The 23,550-nt window shown below is 67.4% G+C and carries 22 protein-coding genes and 1 riboswitch; of the genes, 18 read left to right on the forward strand and 4 right to left on the reverse strand.

Translation table 11 applies throughout. The features are described from left to right. Nucleotides 1-248: 248 nt before the first annotated feature. A riboswitch (glycine riboswitch) is annotated at nt 249-343 on the forward strand. Nucleotides 344-497: 154 nt separating this feature from the next. The 8 genes from ACFVWL_RS18825 to ACFVWL_RS18860 all read left to right on the forward strand — a co-directional run bounded on the left by ACFVWL_RS18825 (nt 498) and on the right by ACFVWL_RS18860 (nt 11,036). Next, nucleotides 498-1,700: a glycine cleavage system aminomethyltransferase GcvT gene (locus ACFVWL_RS18825; RefSeq protein WP_387186164.1), complete on the forward strand. Its 1,203-nt coding sequence runs from the start codon at nt 498-500 to the stop codon at nt 1,698-1,700. Next, on the forward strand, nt 1,697-2,074 hold the full coding sequence (gene gcvH / locus ACFVWL_RS18830) for a glycine cleavage system protein GcvH (RefSeq protein WP_046749583.1): 378 nt from the start codon (nt 1,697-1,699) through the stop codon (nt 2,072-2,074). The genes ACFVWL_RS18825 and gcvH overlap by 4 nt, the downstream gene beginning before the upstream one ends. Nucleotides 2,075-2,135: 61 nt before the next feature. Further along, nucleotides 2,136-4,988, forward strand: coding sequence for an aminomethyl-transferring glycine dehydrogenase (gene gcvP, locus ACFVWL_RS18835; protein WP_387186215.1), 2,853 nt, complete (start codon nt 2,136-2,138; stop codon nt 4,986-4,988). 219 nt (nt 4,989-5,207) lie between these two features. Beyond that, nucleotides 5,208-6,851 carry an ABC transporter substrate-binding protein gene (locus ACFVWL_RS18840; RefSeq protein ID WP_387186168.1) on the forward strand — a complete coding sequence of 548 codons (1,644 nt, stop codon included), beginning with the start codon at nt 5,208-5,210 and terminating at the stop codon, nt 6,849-6,851. Between the two features lie 94 nt (nt 6,852-6,945). Next, complete coding sequence (locus tag ACFVWL_RS18845; RefSeq protein ID WP_124895175.1) at nt 6,946-7,875, forward strand: ABC transporter permease; 930 nt, start codon at nt 6,946-6,948, stop codon at nt 7,873-7,875. Then, a complete protein-coding gene (locus ACFVWL_RS18850; protein WP_387186171.1) occupies nt 7,865-8,806 on the forward strand; it encodes an ABC transporter permease in 942 nt (313 codons plus the stop codon). The genes ACFVWL_RS18845 and ACFVWL_RS18850 overlap by 11 nt, the downstream gene beginning before the upstream one ends. Further along, on the forward strand, nt 8,803-10,467 hold the full coding sequence (locus ACFVWL_RS18855; RefSeq protein WP_387186174.1) for a dipeptide ABC transporter ATP-binding protein: 1,665 nt from the start codon (nt 8,803-8,805) through the stop codon (nt 10,465-10,467). The genes ACFVWL_RS18850 and ACFVWL_RS18855 overlap by 4 nt, the downstream gene beginning before the upstream one ends. A gap of 2 nt (nt 10,468-10,469) precedes the next feature. Continuing rightward, nucleotides 10,470-11,036 carry a PH domain-containing protein gene (locus ACFVWL_RS18860; protein WP_387186177.1) on the forward strand — a complete coding sequence of 189 codons (567 nt, stop codon included), beginning with the start codon at nt 10,470-10,472 and terminating at the stop codon, nt 11,034-11,036. Nucleotides 11,037-11,048: 12 nt separating this feature from the next. Here the strand turns inward: ACFVWL_RS18860 and ACFVWL_RS18865 are convergent, their stop codons facing one another. From ACFVWL_RS18865 to ACFVWL_RS18875, 3 genes are all read right to left on the reverse strand, one after another. Next, the gene (locus ACFVWL_RS18865; protein WP_387186180.1) at nt 11,049-11,285 is read right to left on the reverse strand and encodes a hypothetical protein; all 237 of its coding nucleotides are present in this window, start codon (nt 11,283-11,285) and stop codon (nt 11,049-11,051) included. A gap of 47 nt (nt 11,286-11,332) precedes the next feature. Further along, nucleotides 11,333-11,551 (reverse strand): hypothetical protein, encoded by a 219-nt coding sequence (locus tag ACFVWL_RS18870; protein ID WP_387186183.1) that lies wholly within the window; start codon nt 11,549-11,551, stop codon nt 11,333-11,335. 127 nt (nt 11,552-11,678) lie between these two features. After that, the gene (locus ACFVWL_RS18875) at nt 11,679-12,485 is read right to left on the reverse strand and encodes a CPBP family intramembrane glutamic endopeptidase (protein ID WP_387186186.1); all 807 of its coding nucleotides are present in this window, start codon (nt 12,483-12,485) and stop codon (nt 11,679-11,681) included. A 102-nt stretch (nt 12,486-12,587) separates the two neighbouring features. On the opposite strand from ACFVWL_RS18875, the gene typA reads away from it, so the two are divergent. The 4 genes from typA (at nt 12,588) to ACFVWL_RS18895 (ending at nt 18,367) form a co-directional block, all read left to right on the forward strand. Further along, the gene (gene typA, locus ACFVWL_RS18880) at nt 12,588-14,501 is read left to right on the forward strand and encodes a translational GTPase TypA (RefSeq protein ID WP_387186188.1); all 1,914 of its coding nucleotides are present in this window, start codon (nt 12,588-12,590) and stop codon (nt 14,499-14,501) included. A gap of 195 nt (nt 14,502-14,696) precedes the next feature. Further along, nucleotides 14,697-15,593, forward strand: coding sequence for a phospholipase (locus ACFVWL_RS18885; RefSeq protein WP_387186190.1), 897 nt, complete (start codon nt 14,697-14,699; stop codon nt 15,591-15,593). Nucleotides 15,594-15,689: 96 nt separating this feature from the next. After that, nucleotides 15,690-16,718 (forward strand): glutaminase A, encoded by a 1,029-nt coding sequence (glsA, locus tag ACFVWL_RS18890; protein ID WP_387186193.1) that lies wholly within the window; start codon nt 15,690-15,692, stop codon nt 16,716-16,718. Between the two features lie 8 nt (nt 16,719-16,726). Further along, complete coding sequence (locus ACFVWL_RS18895) at nt 16,727-18,367, forward strand: MFS transporter (RefSeq protein ID WP_387186196.1); 1,641 nt, start codon at nt 16,727-16,729, stop codon at nt 18,365-18,367. 3 nt (nt 18,368-18,370) lie between these two features. Here ACFVWL_RS18895 and ACFVWL_RS18900 read toward each other — a convergent pair whose 3' ends face one another. After that, complete coding sequence (locus ACFVWL_RS18900) at nt 18,371-18,919, reverse strand: helix-turn-helix domain-containing protein (RefSeq protein WP_387186199.1); 549 nt, start codon at nt 18,917-18,919, stop codon at nt 18,371-18,373. Between the two features lie 104 nt (nt 18,920-19,023). Between ACFVWL_RS18900 and ACFVWL_RS18905 the strand changes: the two genes are divergently transcribed. The 6 genes from ACFVWL_RS18905 (at nt 19,024) to ACFVWL_RS18930 (ending at nt 23,465) form a co-directional block, all read left to right on the forward strand. Continuing rightward, a complete protein-coding gene (locus tag ACFVWL_RS18905; protein WP_387186201.1) occupies nt 19,024-19,746 on the forward strand; it encodes an AzlC family ABC transporter permease in 723 nt (240 codons plus the stop codon). Further along, entirely contained in the window at nt 19,743-20,057 is a 315-nt protein-coding gene (locus ACFVWL_RS18910) for an AzlD domain-containing protein (protein WP_387186203.1), read from the forward strand. The genes ACFVWL_RS18905 and ACFVWL_RS18910 overlap by 4 nt, the downstream gene beginning before the upstream one ends. Before the next feature lie 51 nt (nt 20,058-20,108). Further along, nucleotides 20,109-20,519, forward strand: a complete 411-nt coding sequence (locus ACFVWL_RS18915) for a histidinol dehydrogenase (RefSeq protein WP_387186206.1) — start codon at nt 20,109-20,111, stop codon at nt 20,517-20,519. A 9-nt stretch (nt 20,520-20,528) separates the two neighbouring features. Further along, the gene (gene fdxA / locus ACFVWL_RS18920) at nt 20,529-20,849 is read left to right on the forward strand and encodes a ferredoxin (RefSeq protein ID WP_387186209.1); all 321 of its coding nucleotides are present in this window, start codon (nt 20,529-20,531) and stop codon (nt 20,847-20,849) included. Between the two features lie 10 nt (nt 20,850-20,859). After that, nucleotides 20,860-21,984, forward strand: coding sequence for a succinyldiaminopimelate transaminase (gene dapC, locus ACFVWL_RS18925; protein ID WP_387186212.1), 1,125 nt, complete (start codon nt 20,860-20,862; stop codon nt 21,982-21,984). A gap of 191 nt (nt 21,985-22,175) precedes the next feature. Continuing rightward, on the forward strand, nt 22,176-23,465 hold the full coding sequence (locus ACFVWL_RS18930) for a citrate synthase (RefSeq protein WP_046398932.1): 1,290 nt from the start codon (nt 22,176-22,178) through the stop codon (nt 23,463-23,465). Nucleotides 23,466-23,550 lie beyond the last annotated feature (85 nt).

The raw sequence follows: 23,550 nt of genomic DNA on the forward strand, positions 1-23,550 counted from the left end.
GCAACACGAATACACGAAGACACTCCTCGGCGCGGCGCCCGAGCCCGACAACCTCGGCCGCCTCCGCGACGAAGTCCGCACCGAACTCGGCATCGCCCACTGACGGCCGCCACTTCGCCTTCGAATCGCGTGAATGGTCGCTTCTGAGCCCAGAGCGGGACCATTCGCGCGATTCGAACGCCGTTCCGGAGGGTCCGGCAGCGAGGATCCAACCGGCTAGACTGAACGCACAACTGAAGACAGGCCGAATGACCCACGCGGGAGAGCCCCGGCGAACGCAGCCGGGCACCGAAGGAGCAAGCCTCCCCGCCAATCTCTCAGGTACGCGTACCGCGCGGTTCCGGCCACTCTGAAAAGCGATCCCGCAACACTGCGGATCCGCCGACGGTGAAAGCCCCGCCTCTGTGCACGGGTGAAGCTCTCAGGCCTATGACAGAGGGGGAGTTCCGAGGAGCGACGATGCCGCCGTTCCGCCCGACACAGCCCGGGAGAACTCCATGTCCGACCCCCGCTACACCCCGCTGCGTGAACGCCATGAGGCGCTCGGCGCATCGTTCACCGACTTCGGCGGCTGGCAGATGCCGGTGCGCTACACGTCAGACCTCGCCGAGCACCACGCCGTGCGCCAGAGCGCAGGCATCTTCGACATCTCGCACATGGCCGAGTTCCTGGTGACGGGCGAAGCCGCAGCCGCATTCCTTGACTACGCACTGGCCGGTCGCATCTCGGCTATGCCGGTCGGCAAGGCGAAGTACTCGCTCCTGCTCGCCGAGTCCGGCGGCATCATCGACGATGTCATCGCATACCGACTGGCCGAGGACCGTTACCTCGTGATCGCGAACGCCGGCAACCGGGGCTTCGTCGACTCGGCATTCGCGAAACGCGTCCGTGAGTTCCCGTCGCTCGTCGAGCGCGACCTCCCCCCTCGAGCAGCGGGCGAGGAGCGCAGCTTCGCGGGGTTCCTCGGCGACCGCGGTGTCGACGTCGAAGACGTGTCCGACTCCTATGCACTCATCGCCGTGCAGGGTCCGAACGCCGAAGCCATCCTCGCCGCGACCGGCGACATCACCGACGTGAGCATTCCCTGGGCCGAGCAGAAGTACTACGCCTGGGCGTCCGCGAGCTACGCCGGGAAGCCCCTCCTCCTGGCGCGCACCGGCTACACCGGCGAGGACGGCTTCGAGCTGCTGGTCGCCGCCGACGACGCGGCCTCGCTCTGGGACGCTCTGCTCGCAGCCGGAGCACCTCACGGCCTCGTTCCGGCCGGTCTCGCCGCGCGCGACACCCTTCGCCTCGAGGCCGGGATGCCGCTCTACGGGCACGAGCTGAGCCGCGACACCCGCCCCTCGCAGGCGGGCCTCGGGCGCGTCGTCGTGACCGCGAAGGAGAGCTTCGTCGGAAAGGACGCGCTCTCCGCCGCCGAGGAGTCGACCGAAGTCTCGGACGCACCTGTGCTGGTCGGACTCGTCGCCGAAGGCAAGCGCGCGGGACGCGCCGGATACGCCGTCGTCGACGAACACGGTTCGGTGCTCGGCGAGATCACGAGCGGCGCTCTCAGCCCGACGCTCGGTCATCCGATCGCGATGGCCTACGTGAACCCTTCTTCCGCCGAAGAGGGAACAGCAGTATTCCTTGATGTGCGGGGAACCAAGATCCCCGCGACCGTGACCGCCCTGCCTTTCTATCGGAGGACCAAATGACCGACCTCGCCGCACTCCACTACACCGAAGAGCACGAGTGGATCGCCGCAGACGGCGACACCGTGACCATCGGCATCACCGATTACGCCGCCGAGAAGCTGGGCGATGTCGTGTTCGTCGAGCTTCCCGCCGTCGGCACCGAGGTCACCGCGGGAGCGGTCGTCGGCGAGATCGAATCGACGAAGTCGGTCGGCGAGCTCTACGCTCCCGTCTCCGGCACCGTCGTCGAGATCAACGACGCGGCTGTCGATGACCCGTCGCTCGTCAACGCGGCGCCGTTCGAGGGCGGCTGGCTGCTCAAGGTCAGCGTCGCCGCCGGCGCGCTCGACGGACTGCTCGACCGCGACGCCTACGTCGCACTCACGGAGGGCTGATTCGCCTGTGGTCACTTTCGCCGATCGTCACATCGGACCCACGGATGCCGCGCAGCGCACGATGCTCGCCGCCCTTGGTCTCGACACCGCCGGAGCCGAATCCGCGCTGAGCCCGGTCGAGGCGCTCATGCGCCAGGCCGTGCCCGCGTCGATCTACACCGGCCCGTCGTCCGACGCCACGGACGCGCCATCGCGCATCCCGTCCGCCGCGAGTGAGACCGAGGCTCTCGCCGAGCTGCGGGTGCTCGCGTCGCGCAACACCGTGAACCGACCGATGATCGGCCTGGGCTACTACGGCACCATCACGCCGCAGGTGATCCAGCGCAACGTACTGGAGAACCCCTCCTGGTACACGGCGTACACGCCCTACCAGCCGGAGATCTCCCAGGGGCGCCTGGAGGCGCTCATCAACTTCCAGACGATGGTCGCAGAGCTCACCGGGCTCACGACGGCCAACGCCTCCATGCTCGACGAGTCGACCGCGGTCGTCGAGGCGATGCTGCTCTCCCGCCGTGCGTCGAAGTCGGCATCGACCGTGTTCGCGGTCGACGCGGACACGCTCCCGCAGACCAGGGCGATGCTCGCCACCCGCGCGGAAGCCCTCGGCATCGACATCGTCACGGTCGACTTCGCCGCGGGGGAGCAGCTGCCCGCCGACCTGTTCGGCGTGTTCGTCCAGTACCCCGGCGCGTCCGGACGGGTCTGGGATCCGTCGGCCGTCTTCGACGCCGCGCACCTCTCCGGAGCTCTCGCCGTCGCGGCCGCCGACCTGCTGGCTCTCACCCTGATCGCCTCGCCCGGCTCCCTCGGGGCCGACGTGGCGGTCGGTACGACCCAGCGTTTCGGCGTGCCGATGGGCTTCGGTGGCCCGCACGCCGGGTACATGGCGGTCCGCTCGGGCCTCGAGCGACAGCTCCCCGGTCGGCTCGTTGGCGTGTCGGTGGACGCCGACGGCAAGCCCGCCTACCGGCTCTCACTGCAGACTCGTGAGCAGCACATCCGTCGTGAGAAGGCCACGTCGAACATCTGCACCGCCCAGGTTCTGCTGGCCGTCATGGCCTCGATGTATGCGGTCTACCACGGCCCCGACGGGCTGCGCGAGATCGCGACCCAGACGACCGCCAAGGCCGCGCTGCTGCGCGACTGGCTGACCGAGGCCGGCGTCGAGATCGTGCACGCCAACTTCTTCGACACGCTGCAGGTGCGTGTTCCCGGACGTGCCGCCGAGTACGCCGCGCAGGCGCACGACGGCTACGGCATCCTGCTGCACGTCGCGGACGCCGACACGGTCGGCATCGCGGTCGACGAGACCACCACGCTCGGCGAGCTGCACCAGGTCGCCATGGTCTTCGGCGGCAAGAACGAGCGGGCGTTCGGCCTCTTCGGCAACGAGAAGCTGCGGGCGCTCCCCGAAGACCTGCGGCGTCAGGACGACTACCTGACGCACCCCGTCTTCCACTCGCACCGCTCGGAGACCGCCATGATGCGGTATCTGAAGAGCCTCTCGGACCGCGACTACGCTCTCGATCGCGGCATGATCCCGCTCGGCTCGTGCACGATGAAGCTCAACGCCGCCACCGAGATGGCCGCCATCACCTGGCCCGAGTTCGCCGGCATCCACCCGTTCGCTCCGGCGGCCGACGTGCAGGGTTACCTCGAGCTCATCGACCAGCTCGAGGGCTGGCTCGCCGAGGTCACGGGCTACGACGCGGTCTCGCTGCAGCCGAACGCCGGTTCGCAGGGTGAGCTGGCAGGGCTCCTCGCCATCCGCGGCTACCACCACGCGAACGGCGACGTGCACCGCACGGTCTGCCTCATCCCTTCGTCGGCGCATGGCACGAACGCGGCCTCGGCCGTGCTCGCGGGCATGAAGGTCGTCGTCGTCGCGACGGACGAACTCGGCAACGTCGACCTCGACGACCTGCGGGCGAAGATCGCCCTGCACGCCGACGACCTCTCGGCCCTGATGATCACCTACCCGTCCACGCATGGTGTGTACGAGGAGCAGGTCGTCGAGATCACGGCCGCCGTGCATGACGCCGGTGGACAGGTGTACGTCGACGGCGCGAACCTCAACGCGCTGCTCGGCTATGCGCGCTTCGGCGACCTGGGCGGCGACGTCTCGCACCTCAACCTGCACAAGACGTTCGCCATCCCGCACGGTGGTGGCGGCCCCGGCATCGGGCCGGTCGCGGCGAAGTCGCACCTCGCGCCGTTCCTCCCCTCGCACCCGCTCGCGCAGAGCGCCGAGCACTTCGGCGGCTACACGTTCGACGGGGGAGTGATCTCCGCCGCTCCCTACGGTTCCGCAGGCATCCTGCCGATCTCGTGGGCGTACGTGCGCATGATGGGCGCCGACGGACTGCGCCGCGCCACCGCGGCGGCCGTGCTCTCCGCGAACTACATCGCCGAGCGCCTCGGCAGCCACTTCCCGGTGCTGTACACCGGTGAGAACGGCCGCGTCGCGCACGAGTGCATCCTCGATCTGCGTCCGCTCAAGGAGGCGACCGGCATCACGGTCGACGACGTGGCCAAGCGCCTCATCGACTATGGCTTCCACGCACCGACCATGTCGTTCCCCGTCGCGGGCACCCTCATGGTCGAGCCGACCGAGTCGGAGGATCTCGACGAGATCGAGCGCTTCATCGAGGCCATGGTCATGATCAAGGCCGAGGCGGAAGCCGTGGCCGCCGGCCGCTGGCCCGCGGACGACAACCCCCTGGTGCACGCGCCGCACACCGCGGTGTCGCTCATCGCGGGGGAGTGGAGCCACGCCTACACGCGGGAGCACGCCGCTTATCCCGTGCACGCGCTGGTGGCCGGCAAGTACTGGCCGCCGGTACGCCGCATCGACCAGGCGTACGGCGACCGGAACCTCGTGTGCGCCTGCCCGCCGGTGGAGGCTTTCGCCTGAGCTGCGTGCTCATCTGAGCAGACGGTGTCGCGCTTCCGTGTGGGAGCGCGACACCGTCTTCTGTTTCGCGGTGTTTCCCCGGTGTTACAGATGGTCACCACTCAGTAACAGTTCGTTAGCTGAAGGCGGCGCTGGACGAAGCGGCGGGTTACGCTCAGGTATCCCTGCGTGTTCGATGGTGAGCGCGCAGACTCAGCACTGTCCACAGGAGGACGAAAAGTGAAAAGAAACAGGATTGCCCTCGCGGGCAGCGCTCTGCTCGTGATCGGCGCCTTGGCGCTGGCCGGTTGTGCAGGCGGGAACGACTCGGGTGACGAGGGCTCCAAGGGCTCGACGTCGGCCATCATCTCGGCGAACGGCAGTGAGCCGGAGAACGCCCTGATCCCGACCAACACCAACGAGGTCGGCGGTGGCAAGATCCTCGACTCGATCTTCGCCGGCCTGGCCTTCTACGACGGCGACGGCGCCCTCGTCAACGACATGGCGGAGTCGATCACGGTCGACGCCGCCAACAAGGTCACCGTGAAGCTGAAGGAGGGCCACAAGTTCACCAACGGTGAAGATGTCGTCGCTCACAACTTCATCGACGCGTGGAACTACGGCGCGCAGCTCTCCAACGCGCAGCTGAACCAGTCGTGGTTCGCCGACATCGTCGGCTTCAACGCTGACGCCGACTCCGAGCTGACCGGTCTCACCGAGGTCGACGACCAGACCTTCACGATCGACCTGAGCAGCGACGTCGCTTCGGACTTCGTGACCCGCCTGGGCTACTCGGCGTTCTACCCGCTGCCCGACGTGGCCTTCGAGGACATGGACGCCTTCGGTGAGAACCCGATCGGCAACGGTCCGTACATGCTCGCCAAGGACGGTGCCTGGCAGCACGACGTCCAGATCGACATGGTCAAGAACGATGACTACAAGGGTGAGCGCGTCGCGCAGAACGGCGGCCTCACGCTGAAGTTCTACACGGCTCCCGAGGGCGCATACGCCGACCTTCTCGGTGGCAACATCGACGTCATCGACCAGATCCCCGAGGCTTCCCTCGCGGTCTTCGAGGACGAGCTCGGCGAGCGGGCGACCAACCAGCCCGCTGCGATCTTCCAGTCGTTCACCATCGGTGGCCAGCTCGCGCACTTCTCGGGCGAAGAGGGCACCCTGCGCCGCCAGGCCATCTCGCTGGCGATCAACCGCGACGAGATCACGAGCAAGATCTTCGCCGACACGCGTACCCCTGCGAGTGACTTCACCACGCCCGTCATCGACGGCTGGAGCGACAGCGTTCCCGGGTCCGACGTCCTGAAGTTCGACCCGGAGAAGGCCAAGGAGCTGTGGGCCGAGGCTGACGCCATCTCCCCGTGGTCCGGTACCTTCCAGATCGCGTACAACTCCGATGGTGGACACCAGGTGTGGGTCGACGCGGTCTCGAACTCGCTGAAGAACACGCTCGGCATCGAGGCGTCGGGTGCACCGTACGTCGACCTCGCCACCCTCCGCGCAGCGGTCAACGCTCGTGACGACGCCGGCAAGCGCACGATCCAGACGGCGAACCGTTCCGGATGGCAGGGCGACTACCCCGCGGTCTACAACTTCCTGCAGCCGCTGTACGGCACGGACGCATCGTCGAACGACGGCGACTACTCCAACCCCGAGGTCGACGCACTGCTCGCAGAGGGTGCAGCGGCGACGAGTGCTGACGACGCCAACGCGGCATACGAGAAGGTCCAGGAGATCCTCTTCAACGACCTCCCCGTCATCCCGCTCTGGTACCAGAACTCCATCGGCGGCTTCGGCGACTCGGTCGACAACGTCACCGTCGGCTGGAACTCTGTTCCGCTCTACTACGAGATCACCAAGGCCGAGTAGGTCCTTGGAGTGAACGGCAGCGAGGCGGTGGCGGCGACGTCACCGCCTCGCGTCGTGCACTCCGGCTGACTCCGACTCCACGAAAGGAGCAAGGATGCTCGCCTATACCCTGCGGCGACTTCTCCAGCTGATCCCGGTCTTCTTCGGTGCGACGCTTCTCATCTACGCGCTCGTCTTCCTGATGCCGGGTGACCCGATCGCGGCGCTCTTCGGTGACAAACCGCCGAGCCCGCAGCTGCTCGCCACGATCCGAGCGCAGTACCACCTGGACGACCCGTTCCTCGTCCAGTACTTCTACTACATCACCGGCGTCTTCAAGGGCGACATGGGAACGACGTTCTCCGGTGAGTCCGTGAGCACCGTCCTCGCGCGGACGCTCCCGATCACGGGGCGCCTGGCCATCATGGCGATCGCGATCGAGTTCACGCTCGCGATCATCATCGGAACGCTCTCCGCGCTCCGCAAGGGCAAGTTCTTCGATCACGCATCGCTGATCGTCTCGCTCGTGTTCCTGTCGATGCCGATCTTCGTCGTCGCCTTCCTCGCGCAGTACTTCCTCGCCATCAAGCTGGGCTGGTTCCGTCCGACGGTCGGTGGTCAGAACGACTGGGGCGATCTGTGGCTTCCCGCCATCGTGCTGGGGCTGAGCCTGTATGCGACCAGCATGCGTCTGATGCGCGGCTCGGTGCTCGACACCCTCAACCAGGACTGGGTGCGCACGGCGTACGGCAAGGGGCTGTCGCGCAACCGCGTGATCCCCGTGCACGTGCTGCGCAACTCCCTGATCCCGGTGATCACCAACTCGGCGACGAACTTCGGTGTGCTCCTCGTCGGAGCGACCGTGACGGAGTACATCTTCAACATTCCCGGCGTGGGCCAGACCCTGTTCCAGGCGACGTTGAGGCACGAAGGACCGACCATCGTGTCGTTCGTGACGGTGTTCGTCATCATCTACGTTCTCGTCAACCTGCTCGTGGACCTGCTCTACGGGCTGCTCGACCCGAGGATCCGCTATGTCAAGTGACCGTCCCACCCACTACGTCGCACCGGTGGTGGCCGAACAGCCGCCGACGGATGCCATCAACGTCAAAGGCAAGCCCGCCAGCCTCTGGCGGGATGCGTGGACCGATCTGCGCCGCCGCCCGTCGTTCTGGATCTCCCTCGGAATCGTCGCGCTCATCCTGCTGATGGCCCTGTGGCCGACGCTCTTCACGCAGACGCCTCCGAACAACCAGTGCGAGCTCGCGAACTCCAACGCGGGACCGGCTGCCGGACACCCTCTGGGTTACACGTTCCAGGGCTGCGACATCTGGTCGCGCATCGTCTGGGGCTCGCGCACGTCCATCAGCGTCGGCCTGTTGGCCACCATCATCAGCTCGACTCTCGGACTGATCATGGGCGCATTCGCCGGCTACTACGGCGGATGGCTCGACGCGGTGCTCTCCCGCATCGGCGACATCTTCTTCTCGATCCCCTACATCCTCGCGGCGGTCGTCGTGATGACGGTGTTCTCGCAGTACCGCAACGTCTTCACGCTCGCTCTCGCGATCGGCGGGTTCGCGTGGGCTGCCACGGCGCGCGTCGTCAGGGCGGAAGTGCTCAGGGTGAAGCAGGCGGACTTCGTGATGGCCTCGGCCGCGCTCGGCAAGGGGCGCTTCGGCACCCTCCTGTCGCACGTGATCCCGAACGCCTTCGCTCCGCTGCTCGTGCTGGCGACTCTGGCTCTGGCCGGTGGCATCGTCGCCGAGGCGACTCTGAGCTTCCTCGGTGTCGGGCTCGGCAGCGACGTCATGTCCTGGGGCAACGACATCAGCCAGGCTCAGCGCTCCCTGCGCGTCGCGCCGATGGCACTGATCTATCCGTCGATCGCGCTCACCATCACGGTGCTCGCGTTCATCCTCCTGGGCGAGCTCATCCGAGACGCCCTCGACCCGAGGGCGAGGGCACGCCGATGAACGAATCGACAGCTCCGCTGCTGAGCGTTCGCGATCTCACGGTCGCGTTCGACACGCAGAACGGCACACGACAGGTCCTGCACGGCATCAGCTTCGACGTCATGGCGGGAGAGACGGTCGCGATCGTCGGCGAGTCCGGTTCGGGCAAGTCGACGGCGGCGACGTCGATCATCAAGCTCCTCGCGGGCACCGGGCGGATCACCTCCGGCAGCATCACTCTGGAGGGGCAGGAGCTCACGACCCTCTCCGAGCGCGAGATGGAGCGGGTGCGCGGCAAGGCGATCGGCTATGTGCCGCAGGACCCGATGTCGAACCTCAACCCCGTCTGGAGCATCGGCTTCCAGGTGGAGGAGGCGGTTCGTGCGAACGGTCTCGCCCAGGGCCGTGCTGCGGTCCGTGCCCGCGCGATCGAGGTGCTCCAGCAGGCGGGGCTCGCCGACGCCGCCAAGCGGCTGCGTCAGTTCCCCCACCAGTTCTCCGGCGGAATGCGTCAGCGTGCGCTCATCGGCATCGGATTGGCTGCAGACCCGCGGCTCCTGATCGCGGATGAGCCGACGTCGGCGCTCGACGTCACCGTGCAGCGCGTGATCCTCGATCACATGGCGAGCCTGACGCGTGACCGCGGAACCTCCATGCTGCTGATCACCCACGACCTCGGTCTCGCGGCCGAGCGCGCGGAGCGGCTGATCGTGATGCAGAACGGCACGATCGTGGAGTCGGGCCCGAGCAAGGAGATCCTGCAGAATCCGCAGCATCCCTACACGAAGCGCCTGGTCGCCGCAGCGCCGAGCGTCGCGTCGCAGCGCATCCAGGCCGTGGTCGAGGACCGCGGAGTGGAGACGCTCGACGACCTCGCGGACATCCCGCCGACCGTGCGGGTGGCGGGTCTCACCAAGGACTACCGCATCCGTCAGGGCGGGTTCCGCAGCGAGATGTTCCGGGCTGTCGACGACGTGTCGTTCGAGATCCCTCGCGGGAAGACGCTGGCTCTGGTCGGCGAGTCGGGCTCGGGCAAGTCGACCGTCGCCAAGATGGTCCTCAAGCTCGAGGACCCCACGTCGGGATCGATCGAGATCGACGGCATGGACGTGTCCGGGTTCTCCCGCGCGCAGTCGTTCGGCCTTCGTCGTCGCATGCAGCCGGTGTTCCAGGACCCGTATGGTTCCCTGGATCCTCTGCGCAACCTCGAGAACACGATCGCGGAACCGCTCGAGATCCACGGGGTGGGCGACCGAACGTCGCGGCGTGAGCGCGTGCGCGAGCTGCTGGATCAGGTGTCGCTGCCGCAGGATCTGGCCACGCGCTATCCGAGCGAGCTGTCGGGTGGACAGCGTCAGCGTGTCGCGATCGCGCGCGCTCTGGCGCTGAAGCCCGACATCGTCGTGCTCGACGAGGCGGTCTCGGCTCTGGATGTGCTCGTCCAGGCTCAGATCCTCAGGCTGCTGGCCGACCTGCAGACCGAGCTCGGGCTCACCTACCTGTTCATCACGCACGACCTCGCGGTGGTGCGTGTCTCGAGCGACCTGGTCTGCGTCATGGAGCGCGGCAAGATCGTCGAGCAGGGCACGGTCGACGAGACCTTCGCGAACCCGAAGCAGGAGTACACGAGTCGCCTGCTCGAGGCGATCCCCGGTGCGTCTATCCCCCTGGGCGGCCTCTGATCGTGGCGACGCCGAACTCTCCCGAGGACGAGCGGACTCTCCGCTCGTCCTCGGGCTCGGTCGTCATGATCGTGAGTCTCCTGCTGGCACTGTTCCTGCTCGGAGACGCCGTCGTACGGGGTGGGTGGGCGCAGACACTGCTGCTCGCTCCGTGGGTGCTTCTCGGACTGTGGATCGTCTACGAGATCAGCTACGTGTCGATGGTCCGAATCGGAGACGACGGTGCGCTCGTGCAGAACATGCTGCGACGGACCGAGTTCGGCTGGCACCGGGTTCGAGACATCGATCTCCAGTGGCAGCTGAAGTTCTCATTCGACGACGACACGGAGCTCACCTGCTGGGGCGGACCGGCACACGCGCGGCCGAAACGCAGCAAGATGCGCGACGAGGAGACCAGGGTCTCGACATCGCTGCGCAGCTTCACCGACGTCCGTGACCGCTGGCAGGCCGCGGCGGGGCATGGCGCGAGTGCGCCGATCCGGCGTTCCTGGGATGTGCCGGCGCTGGCAGCGCTTGCCACGATCGTCGCGTGGGCGATCGTGGCAAGCGTCATCGCCAACGCCGGATGACCTGGACCGGCGTCAGTAGGCGTAGAAGTACCACATCCTGGGGCCGGTTGTCTCCCGCACGCAGTGCATCGCGCGCATGCCCGTGGAGAGATACTCCGTTCGGTCCGCTTGGCATTGTGCGTTCGTCGAGTAGGGGCCCCATATGGTCCCCGCCGATGCGGGGACAGATGCGGTGACGATTCCTCCGGCCGCGAGCGCCGCGCCCGCGAGCATCATCGCTGCCCGCTTCTTGATCTTCTGGCTGATCATCGGTACACCCTCCGTGTGTGCGTCCGCTTCCGCATGATTCGAATGACTCAGTACTTCCAGAAATAGAACTTTCCCGTCACCGTCGAACGGAAGCACGGTCCTACGCTTCCGCCGTTGAGGAGGATCTCGGTGCGGTCGGCGTTGCAGGTGCCGCTCGCGCTGTACGGACCGAACTGCGTCGCGGCCGAGGCCGGTGCACCGGTCATGAACACTGCGGCCGCGATGAGCGCCGTCGTCGCGGCGAGGGCAGAGAGCTTCTTCTTCATAATCATCATCCTTGACTGTCATGTATCCGGCACCGCGTCGTCGCGGGTCGGTCCGTAGACGCTAACGGAGCTCTCGTCGATGACGCGGCTCTCGCTCGGGCGTGTCGGTTTCCGCGCGAGAGCGTCGTCAGCCAGGCAACCCGAACAGCTCCGGCCACATCGACGCCGCCCACGGATACCCGACGAACGCGGCGGCGTCGATCACGAAGTGCGCCACGAGGAACGGCATCAGCCGCCCTGTGCGCTGATACAGCCACCCGAAGAGCAGGCCCATCGCGAGGTTGCCGATGAACGCCGGATACCCCTGGTAGAGGTGATAGCTGGCCCGCAGGACCGACGTGGAGACGATGATCGCCCAGGGGCTCCAACCGAGTTGTCGCAGCCGGGCGAAGAGGTATCCGAGAACGACGAACTCCTCCTGCAGGGAGGCTCGGGCGGCGGCCAGCAGCAGGACCGGAACCGTCCACCAGTAGGCGTCGATCCCAGCGGGGTCGATGGCGACCGTGAGCCCGAGAGCCCGGCCGGCGACGTACAGGCCGAGGCCGGGGATGCCGATCGCCAGGACGAGGAGGACGCCGCGACCCGCATCCTTCGCGATCCCCGTGCCGTCCAGCCCCAGCCGCGCGAGATGCGGGCGCCGCGACTGCCAGAGCAGGAAGCAGACCAGCAGCACGGGCACGAGCGAGAAGCCGATCGCGAGCACCTGGTAGATGAGGTCGAAGATCTCCCGATCGCTGCGGGAGGGATTCAGCTTCGCAACCTGATCGGCGATCGGGACATCGTCGGTGAGGCGGTAGGTGAGCTGCACGATCGCGTACACCGCGGACTGGCCGAGGCCCAGGGCCAGGACGATCGAGATCTCCCACCACAGGCGTGCACGGGAGGGAGCGGGGGAGCGGTCGGGGAGGTCCCACGGAGCCTGCGGTCGGGTCACGATCTCGATGCTACGACCTGCTTTTCAGGAACAAGCCCTGAGCTTGCGTTATCCTGGAACGTCGGCTTCCCGGCGAAACCCCACATCTTTTAGGACACCTGCATGGCGCACGCCCTCCGTTCTGACCTCCGCAACGTCGCAATCGTCGCGCACGTCGACCACGGCAAGACCACTCTCGTCGACGCCATGCTGCGTCAGACGGGCTCCTTCGGCGAACACGCCCACGTCGATGAGCGCGCCATGGACTCGAACGATCTGGAACGTGAGAAGGGCATCACGATCCTCGCCAAGAACACGGCGATCACTTACAAGGGCAAGCACGCCCAGGGCAAGGAGATCACGATCAACGTGATCGACACCCCCGGTCACGCCGACTTCGGTGGCGAGGTCGAGCGCGGCCTGTCCATGGTCGACGGCGTCGTGCTGCTCGTCGACGCGAGCGAGGGTCCGCTGCCGCAGACCCGCTTCGTGCTGCGCAAGGCGCTCGAGGCGAAGCTCCCCGTCATCCTCCTGGTCAACAAGACCGACCGTCCCGACGCGCGCATCGCCGAGGTCGAGGAAGAGGCGCACGACCTGCTGCTCGGTCTCGCCTCCGACCTCGTCGACGATGTGCCCGACCTCGACGTCGACGCCCTCCTCGACGTGCCGGTGGTCTACGCGTCCGGCCGCGCCGGCGCCGCATCGCAGAACCGTCCCGCCGACGGCTCGCTGCCGGACAATGACGACCTCGAGCCGCTGTTCGAGGCGATCCTCGAGCACGTTCCCGCTCCGGAGTACGACGACGAGCACCCGCTCCAGGCCTGGGTCACGAACCTCGACTCCAGCCCGTTCCTCGGCCGCCTCGCCCTGCTGCGCGTCTTCAACGGCACGCTGAAGAAGGGCCAGACCGTCGCCTGGGTCCGTGCGGACGGCACGCACCAGAATGCGCGTATCACCGAGCTCCTCAAGACCCGCGCACTCGAGCGCTACCCCGCCGAGTCCGCCGGTCCCGGCGACATCGTCGCCATCGCCGGCTTCGAGAACATCACGATCGGCGAGACCATCGCCGACCCCGAGGACGTGCGCCCGCTGCCGGCCATCACGGTCGACGACCCCGCGATCTCGATGACGATCGGCACCAACACCTCGCCCCTCATGGGCAAGGTCAAGGGCCACAAGCTCACCGCTCGCATGGTCAAGGACCGTCTCGACAAGGAGCTCATCGGAAACGTCTCGCTCAAGGTCGTCGACATCGGACGTCCGGATGCGTGGGAGGTGCAGGGTCGTGGAGAGCTGGCCCTCGCCATCCTCGTCGAGAACATGCGCCGTGAGGGCTTCGAGCTCACCGTCGGCAAGCCGCAGGTGGTCACGAAGAAGATCGACGGCAAGACCTACGAGCCGTTCGAGCACCTCACCATCGACACTCCGGAGGAGCACCTCGGAGCGATCACCCAGCTGCTCGCGAACCGCAAGGGTCGCATGGAGAACATGACCAACCACGGCACCGGCTGGGTGCGCATGGAGTTCATCGTCCCGTCGCGCGGCCTCATCGGCTTCCGCAGCGAGTTCCTCACCACGACCCGCGGCACCGGCATCGCGAACGCGATCTCGCACGGTTACGAGCCGTGGGCCGGTTCCATCACGACGCGTCAGAACGGCTCGATCGTCGCCGACCGCCAGGGCGTCGTCACCCCGTTCGCGATGATCGCCCTGCAGGAGCGCATGTCGTTCTTCGTGCAGCCCACGCAGGAGGTCTACGAGGGGATGGTCATCGGCGAGAACTCCCGCGCCGACGACATGGACGTGAACATCACCAAGGAGAAGAAGCTCACCAACATGCGTGCGGCGAGCTCCGACACCTTCGAGTCGATGACACCTCCGCGCCAGCTGACGCTCGAGGAGAGCCTCGAGTTCGCGCGTGACGACGAGTGCGTCGAGGTGACCCCCGAGGTCGTCCGCATCCGCAAGGTGAACCTCGACGCGAACACGCGTGCGCGTGAGACCGCTCGCCTGAAGCGCCAGGACGCGAACGTCTGAGACCACGCTCGGAGCCGCTCCGAGTGAGAGGGCCCCGTGTCGCCGAAAGGCGTGCACGGGGCCCTCTTCTCATGTAAATCCCAGGTGAGGGATGGTTTTCGTTCAGGTTGATGGTTCAGAGTGGTTCACTTGCGCCTGGGACGAGCTCCCGATGAGTCTCCTGCAAGGGCGTACGACCACCCGAAAGTCGAACCCATGCTTCAGAAAACCCGTGCGCTTCGGCGCGCCTCCGCGGCGGCTTCCGCCCGCACCGCGGCCCACCGACCCATGACCATCCTCGGCGTCGCATCGGCCACGCTCGTCGGCATCACCCTGAGCGTCGGTCTCGCCTCCACTCCCGCGGTGGGCGCCATGAACGCCGCTTCCGCCGTCACCGCTCCCGCCCTGGACGGCGCCGAGCCGCTCGCGCAGATCGCAGACGACGCGGCTGCGACCCTGACGCAGGCGAAGGATGCCATCGCGGCGGCGGAGACACTGACGGACGAGGTCGCCGCCTCGGGACTCGATGTCGGCGCAGTGACATCCGTCGACACCTCCGACCTCGAGAAGGACATCGACAAGCTCGATGACAGCGAGGTGACACCCGTGCTTCTTGTCGGCGTCCTCGCCGACAAGGCCGAGGAGGAGACGGCGAACGTCGTCGCCGACACCGAAGAGCTTCGGGGCGCGCTCTCCGCCGCACAGCAGAAGCGGGCCGAGGAGGACGCTGCGAGGATCGCGGCCGAGCAGGCAGCGGCCCAGGCGGCCGCGGAGCAGCAGGCGGCCGCCGCGCTGGCCGCGGCCAACACGCCAGACGGCGCGAAGGCCAGTGCTCGCGAGCAGATGTCAAGCCGCTATGGATGGGGCGATGACCAGTTCTCCTGCCTCGTCTCCCTGTGGCAGAAGGAATCGAGCTGGAACTACCAGGCGTATAACCCCAGCGGCGCCACGGGTATCCCACAGTCGCTTCCCGGCAGCAAGATGGCCTCGGCGGGAGCCGACTGGCAGACGAGCGCGGCGACGCAGATCGCCTGGGGCCTCGAGTACATCGCCGATGCTTATGGCACCCCGTGCAGCGCATGGTCCCACTCCCGGGCGACCGACTGGTACTGATCCCGGTCGTGTCGCCGAGGATTCTGTAGCCGAAGGGGCCCGTCGAGCGCTACGGTGACTCTGACGGCTGGGGCGTCACGGATCCGAGGAGGAGATGTGCTCGACCCGGCGGCGTGGCGCGGTGTTGCGCAGGAGGTCTCCACCGGCACTCTGCCGGGGTGGGATCGTGTCGAGGAGATCCTGCGCGACGCGCACTCCCGATACGCGGGGGAGCGCGCGGGCAGCGTCGCCGACTACATCCCCGTGCTCGCTGAGGTGGATCCGGAGCTCTTCGGCCTGGCTGTGATCGAAGTCGGAGGCGGGCTGCACGACGCCGGTGACGCCCTGCATCCGTTCTCGATCCAGTCGATCTCGAAGATGTTCGTCTACGCGCTGGCGATACAGGAGCACGGGCATGAGCGTGTCCGTGAGGGCGTCGGCGTGAACAACACGGGCCTTCCCTTCAACTCCGTGATGGCGCTGGAGCTCAACGACGGGCACCCGATGAACCCGATGGTCAATGCGGGGGCCATCGCGACGACCGCGCTCATGCCGGGGAGGACCGCGGTCGAGCAGTGGGAGCGCCTTCGGGAGGGACTCTCGAGTTTCGCGGGGCGTGCGCTGAGCCTCGACGGCGTCGTCTATGCCTCGGAAGCGGAGACGAACGACCGCAATCGGGCGCTGGGGAGACTGCTGCGCAGCTACGGGCGGCTGAGCGGTGATCCCGATGACGTGGTCGACGTCTACACGCGTCAGTGTGCTCTGACGGTGACGGCTCACGATCTCGCGGTGATGGGGGCGACGCTCGCCGACGGCGGAGTGAACCCCGTCACCGGTGAGCGGGTGGTCTCGGAAGAGGTCTGCCGAGACACCCTGGCCGTCGTTGCGTCGACCGGGTTGTATGAACGTTCCGGTGACTGGTTGTTCGAGATCGGACTCCCGGCGAAGTCCGGCGTCGCCGGAGGCATCGTCGCGATCGCCCCGGGCAAGGGTGCGGTGGCCGGATTCTCGCCGCGCCTCGATGAGGCCGGTAACTCCATCCGATCCCAGATGGCGATCGGCTATCTGTCGCGCGTGCTGGGGCTGAACCTGTTCGCCTCCGCCCCGACGCGCAGCGACGCGCCTGGACCATCGCCCGCACCGTAGGAGCAATCATGACCCAGACGCATGAGACCCAGACGCAGCAGACCCCGGCCAAGACCTCGTGGCTGCCGATGGTCAGTCTGTTCTTCGCGCAGGTGCTGATGTCGTTCAACGTCGCGGCGCTGCCCATCTCCCTCGGCGGCATGGTGAGTGAGTTCGGCGTCCCGCCCACGGTCGCGAGCACCACGATCGTCATGTACGGCCTCGCGGTGGCTGCGCTGGTGATGACCGGCGCGAAGCTGGGTCAACGTATCGGCTGGGTCGTCATCTTCCGGATCGTGATCGCGCTGTTCGCCGGTTCTTCGGTGATGATGCTCCTCGCTCCCACCGTGTGGTGGGCCATCGCCGGGCAGGCCGTCGCCGGCGCGGCCGCGGCGATCATCGTGCCGTCGATCGTGGCGCTCATCGCCGAGAACTACCGCGGACCGCAGCAGGCGACCGCCATCGGGGCGATCGGGTCCGCGCGCGCGATCTCCGGTGTCAGCGCCTTCCTGATCGGCGGCACCCTGGGGACGCTGGTCGGCTGGCGGCCGATGTTCTTCATCGTGCTGGGCATCGCGGTGGTGGTCTTCGCGCTGAGCTTCACGCTGCGCGGGGATCGCGGTGATGCCTCGATCCGCATCGACCTCGTGGCGTCGCTGCTGATCGGCGCGGCGATCGTGCTGCTGACGCTCGGGTTCAACAACCTGAACTCCTGGGGTGCTGTGGCGGCGACGAGGGACGCGCCCTTCAGCGTGCTCGGACTGTCACCGGCTCCCGTGTTCATCGTGGTCGGCCTGGTGCTCGGCCAGGCGTTCTTCCTGTGGACGAGGAAACGGATGTCGGAGGGGAAAGTGCCTCTGATCGACCTCAGTGTCCTCGGCTCGTCGCGCGAACGTGCGGCCGTGTACGCCATGTTCATCGTGGTCGCCCTGGAAGCGTGCGTGAACTTCACGATCCCGCTCTACATCCAGATCGTGCAGGGGCGGACGCCGTTCGACACATCCATGGCGATGATGCCGTTCAACCTCACCGTCGTCGTGACGGCCACACTCGTGGTGCGGCTGTACCGGCGCTTCCCGCCGCGCACGATCGGGGTGATCGGCTTCATCCTCACCACGGTCGCGCTGGTGTGGTTGTCGTTCGTCGTGAACAACAACTGGGAGACGATTCCGACGATCGTCGGTCTCATCGTCTTCGGCATCGGGCAGGGAGCGCTCGTCACCCTGGTGTTCAACGTGCTGGTGACCGCGGCCCCCGCCGAGCTCGCCGGCGACGTCGGATCGCTGCGAGGGACGACGCAGAACCTCGCCTCCGCCGTCGGCACGGCCCTTGCCGGCGCGCTGCTGGTGTCGCTTCTCGGGCTCAGTGTCGGCCGTGCGGTCGTGGAACACCCCGAGCTGCCACCGTCTCTCGTCGCCCAGGTCGACATGGACAACCTCAACTTCATCAGCAACGACGACCTCCGCGTCGCGCTCGAAGCCACCGACGCGACGCCCGCGCAGATCGATGCTGCCGTCGTGCTGAATGAGGAGTCCCGGCTCGGCACGCTGAAGCTCGGTCTGCTGCTGCTCGCGGGGATCAGCGCGCTGGCGATCCTCCCGGCCTCACGGCTCCCGGAGTACCGGCCGCACGAGATCCCCGACCCGTCGCCGGCTGCCGGGCCGGAGTGACGTTCAGCGCAGCTCGGAGATGAGCACGGCGCTGGTGCCGGATGCGGTCGCTTCGAAGATGTGCGGGGCGTCGCCGGCATAGGTGAGGTAGTCGCCGGGATCGAGCAGGACGGGTGCATCGGCCGGACCGATCCTCGCCTGCCCGGCCATCAGGATCACGTGCTCGATAGTGCCGGGGTGATGAGGGTCCGAACGCCGGGGATCGCCCGGCTCGGCCTGGATCAGATAGACGTCACGCCGGGCGCCTGGGGGGCTCGCCGACAACAGCGTCGCGCTGTACGCCGCGGCGGAGGAGGGAACGCCGGCGAGGTCGTCGGCGCGGATGAGTGTCGGTGCGTTGGCCTGCTGATCGACGAGGACGGCGAACGGCACGCCGAGCGCGACCCCGAGGGCCCACAACGTCTCGACGCTGGGGTTGCCGGACCCGTTCTCGAGCTGGGAGACGGTCGCCTTGGAGATGCCGGCCCGTCGAGCGAGCTCGGACACCGACAGGCCCGCTGCCTCTCGCTCCCGGCGCAGGGTGCGGGCGATGCGTGTGCGGAGTTCCTCCATGTGTTCATCATGTCAAACGTTCGTTCGCTTGACTATCCGTCCGTTGGTGTTCAGAATTATGATCATGTGTTCAGTGAAGCGAACGGCGATCCGCGGGCAGCGTGATGACCGCGGAGCGTGAGGTCTGGCGTGAGTCGCTCGGGGTGGTCTTCGCGACCAGCGCCTACGGCATCTCGTTCGGCGCGCTCGCCGTGGCATCGGGACTCGACGTCTGGCAGACCTGCGTGCTGAGTCTGCTGATGTTCACGGGCGGATCGCAGTTCGCCTTCGTGGGCGTCTTCACCGCCGGCGGCCTCGCAGCCCTGCCCTCCGCGATCGCCTCGGCCGCGCTTCTCGGGGTGCGCAACGTCGCCTACGGCATGCGGATGTCGCCGATCGTCGGGGGAGGGCCCGCGCGTAAGGCGGCGGCCGCTCACTTCACGATCGACGAGTCGACGGCGGTGGCGATCTCGCAGAGCGAACCACGGCTGCGGCGGATCGGTTTCTGGGTGACGGGGATCGGCATCTTCGTCGGCTGGAACATCACCACCCTGATCGGGGCGCTCGTGGGCGATGTGCTCGGCGACCCCAAGACGTGGGGACTGGATGCGGCGGCGGCCGCGGCGTTCCTCGCCCTCCTCTGGCCGCGACTCCGACAGCGACAGGCCATCGCGGTGGGCATCGCCGCGGCTGTCGTCGCCGCCGCTCTCACTCCGTTGCTGATGCCGGGACTTCCGGTGCTCGTCGCCGCGGTCGTCGCGATCGTGGTCGGCTGGTTCAACTGGATGGGACGTCCGGCACCACCTGTCGGCGAGCCCTCTGATGCCGGCCCGGAGGTGACCGCATGAGTCTGTGGAGTGCGATTCTCCTCGCGGCGCTGATCTGTCTCGCTCTCAAGGCCGCAGGCTACCTCGTACCTCCGCGCGTGCTCGAGGCGCCTCGCACGGCGCGTATCTCGGATCTTCTGACGGTGGCGCTCCTGGCCGCCCTCGTGGCCGTGCAGGCGCTCGGCGACGGGCAAGCGATCACGGTGGATGCGCGGATGCCCGCGCTGTTGGTCGCGGGCGGGCTCCTGTGGCTGCGGCAGTCGTTCCTCGCGGTCGTCGCGGCGGCCGCCCTGGTGGCCGCCTTGCTGCGCCTCTTCGGGCTGGCCGCCTGATCGCGCGGGGGCCGCTCCTGACCCGCGGCGTCCCGTCGGTAAGATCGACAGGTGCGCGTGAGCTGGATGTCGAGAGTGTTGTCGTGGATCGCTGCCGCCCTGGTCGGCGGTGTCTACGGCATCGCCGGCACCATCAGTCACAGCGTGATGTGGGGCCCGATCCCGATCGGCATGATCGTCGCGGCGATCGCCTGCGCGGCCATCCTCGTCGCCGTGCGCACCCTCACCCATGACAGGGGCGCAGCCGTGGCCGCCGGTCTCGGGATGATCGGCATGCTGGTGCTGATTTCCGGTGAGGGCCCGGGCGGCTCCATCGTCGTGCCCGCATCGTTCGCCGGTCAGATCTGGACCTATCTGGTGGCCGGAATCGTGCTGCTGGTCATCGCCTGGCCCTCGTTCCGTCGCCTTCCCGTGCGCACGGAGGCGGCCGTCGCGGAAGAACCCGAGTCGCGCGAGTCGTAGACTGGAGGGGTGACGTATGTGATCGCCCTCCCGTGCGTCGATGTCAAGGATCGCGCCTGCATCGACGAGTGCCCCGTTGACTGCATCTACGAGGGTGAACGGTCGTTGTACATCCACCCCGACGAGTGTGTGGACTGCGGCGCTTGCGAACCGGTCTGCCCGGTCGAGGCCATCTATTACGAAGACGACCTGCCCGACGAGTGGCAGGACTACTACAAGGCCAACGTCGAGTTCTTCGACGAGATCGGATCGCCCGGAGGCGCAGCCAAGGTCGGCGTGTACGCGTTCGACCACCCGATCATCGCCGCCCTCCCGCCACAGGGCGACTAGGCCCCGTTCCGTGAGCGTCCGCGACCTCGCCGACTACCCGTGGGATGCCGTCGTCCCGTTCCGTGAGCGCGCCCAGCAGCACCCGGACGGGCTCATCGACCTGTCGGTCGGCTCTCCTGTCGACCCGACCCCCGAGATCATCCGGCGTGCCCTCGCCGAGGCGACGGACGCGCATGCCTACCCGCAGACGGTCGGAACACCATCCCTGCGTGAGGCCATCGTGGACTGGTACGCGCGACGCAGGGGAGTACCAGACCTCCGCGTCGACAACGTGCTGCCCACGATCGGCTCGAAGGAGCTCGTCGCCCTGCTGCCCACACTGCTCGGTCTGGGAGCCGGCGACATCGTCGTGCACCCGCGCGTGGCGTACCCCACGTATGAGGTCGGCGCCCGGGTCGTCGGCGCGACACCGGTCCCCGCAGATGACCCCGACGACTGGCCGGAGGGCACCAAGCTCATCTGGATCAACACCCCGGGCAACCCGGACGGTCGCACGTGGACCGTGGATGAACTCGCCGCCGCCGTGAAGCGTGCGCGTGAGCTCGGTGCCGTGCTCGCGAGCGACGAGTGCTATGCCGAACTCGGGTGGGACGGCCCCTGGGCGACCGAGCCGATCCCCTCGATCCTCGATCCGCGGGTGACAGGGGGGAGTCGCGCGAATCTGCTCAGCGTCTACTCGCTGAGCAAGCAGTCGAACCTCGCCGGGTACCGTGCGGCGTTCGTGGCCGGCTGCGCACGAATCGTCGGGGAGCTTCTCACGGCCCGCAAACACCTCGGGCTGATGCCGCCTGCACCGGTGCAGCACGCGATGGCGGTCGCCCTCGGAGACGATGAGCACGTCGCCGCGCAGAAGGAGCTGTACCGCACCCGCCGCGCCGCCCTGCGTCCCGCGCTGGAGGTGGCGGGCTTCCGTATCGACGGCTCGGCAGCGGGGCTCTACCTCTGGGCGACGGAAGGGCGCGACGCCTGGGAGTCGATGGGGCGTCTCGCGGATCTCGGGATCCTCGCCGGTCCCGGTCCCTTCTACGGTGCCGAGTCCGGACAGCACGTCCGGCTGGCGCTCACCGCGCCGACGGCGCACGTCCGCGAGGCGGCGCGTCGACTCGCTGCAACCGATAGCGCAACCGATATGTAGGTTCCCTCCTCGGAGGGGTCTTCCGTTTGGCGGTTGTCACAGTAGGCCTGTGTGACTACTAGGCTGTAAAGGCGATTCGGTCGTGACCCGACCTGGCGCCTCAGCGCCGTGAGATCGCCAGTTCAGGCTTGATCAAGATCTTGTTCGACACCACCGCGACGAGCGGGGGCGGACACTACGAGGAGGTCCGCGTGAGTGCAGCGGCAGACCAGACGGCGAAGTTGACGATCGGCGACACGACCGCTGAATTCCCGGTGCTGCGCGGCACGGCGGGGCACGACAGCATCGATTTCTCGACCCTGACGCGCCAGACGGGGTACACGGGCCTGGACTACGGCTTCGTGAACACGGCCTCCACGAAGTCGGAGATCACGTTCATCGACGGCGACAAGGGCATCCTGCGGTATCGCGGGTATCCGATCGAGCAGCTCGCGGGTTCCACCAGCTACCTCGAGGTGGCCTGGCTGCTCATCTACGGTGAGCTGCCGAGCGCCTCCGAACTCGCGGAGTTCGACGAGAAGATCCGTCGGCATACCCTGCTGCACGAAGACCTCAAGCGCTTCTTCTCGGCGCTTCCCCACACGGCGCACCCGATGTCGGTGCTGTCGTCCGCCGTCGCCGCCCTCTCGACGTACTACGAGGGCCAGACCGACCCGCACAACCCGGAGCACGTCGAGCTGAACATGGTGCGCATGCTCGCCAAGCTCCCCGTGATCGCGGCGTACGCGCACAAGAAGAGCGTCGGCCAGGCGTTCCTCTACCCGGACAACTCGCTGAGCTTCGTCGACAACTTCCTGAAGCTGAACTTCGGTGTGCACAGCGAGGAGTACGAGGTCAACCCGGTGATGTCGAAAGCTCTCGAGCTCCTCCTCATCCTGCACGAGGATCACGAGCAGAATGCGTCGACGTCGACCGTCCGCCTGGTGGGATCCACAGGTGCGAACCAGTTCGCCTCGGTCTCCGCCGGCATCCAGGCCCTCTCCGGCCCGCTCCACGGCGGTGCGAACGAGGCCGTGCTGACGATGCTCGGGCAGATCCGCGACTCCGGCCAGAGTGTCTCGCGTTTCGTCGAGCGCGTGAAGAACAAGGAAGAGGGCGTGAAGCTGATGGGCTTCGGGCACCGGGTCTACAAGAACTACGACCCGCGCGCCAAGCTCGTCAAGGATGCGGCCGACGAGGTGCTCTCGTCCCTGGGCGTCACCGACCCGCTCCTCGACCTTGCGAAGGAGCTCGAGGAGCTCGCGTTGGCCGACGACTACTTCCGCGAGCGTCGCCTGTACCCGAACGTCGACTTCTACACCGGCGTCATCTACAAGGCGATGGGCTTCCCGACCCGGATGTTCACCGTGCTGTTCGCGATCGGACGCCTGCCCGGCTGGCTGGCGCAGTGGCGCGAGCTGCAGCTCGACCCGCAGACCAAGATCGGCCGCCCCCAGCAGCTGTACACCGGATCGCCCGAGCGGTCGTTCCCCACGCGCTGAGTCCAGCAACATAGAAGCCGGTGCCGTCGGTGCCGTCCCACTCGTCGGCCTCGAAGGCGACCACCGCGCCGTCCACCGCCCGGGC

Origin of the sequence: Microbacterium sp. NPDC058269 (assembly GCF_042881445.1) — a bacterium.
Taxonomy (GTDB): Bacteria; Actinomycetota; Actinomycetes; order Actinomycetales; family Microbacteriaceae; genus Microbacterium.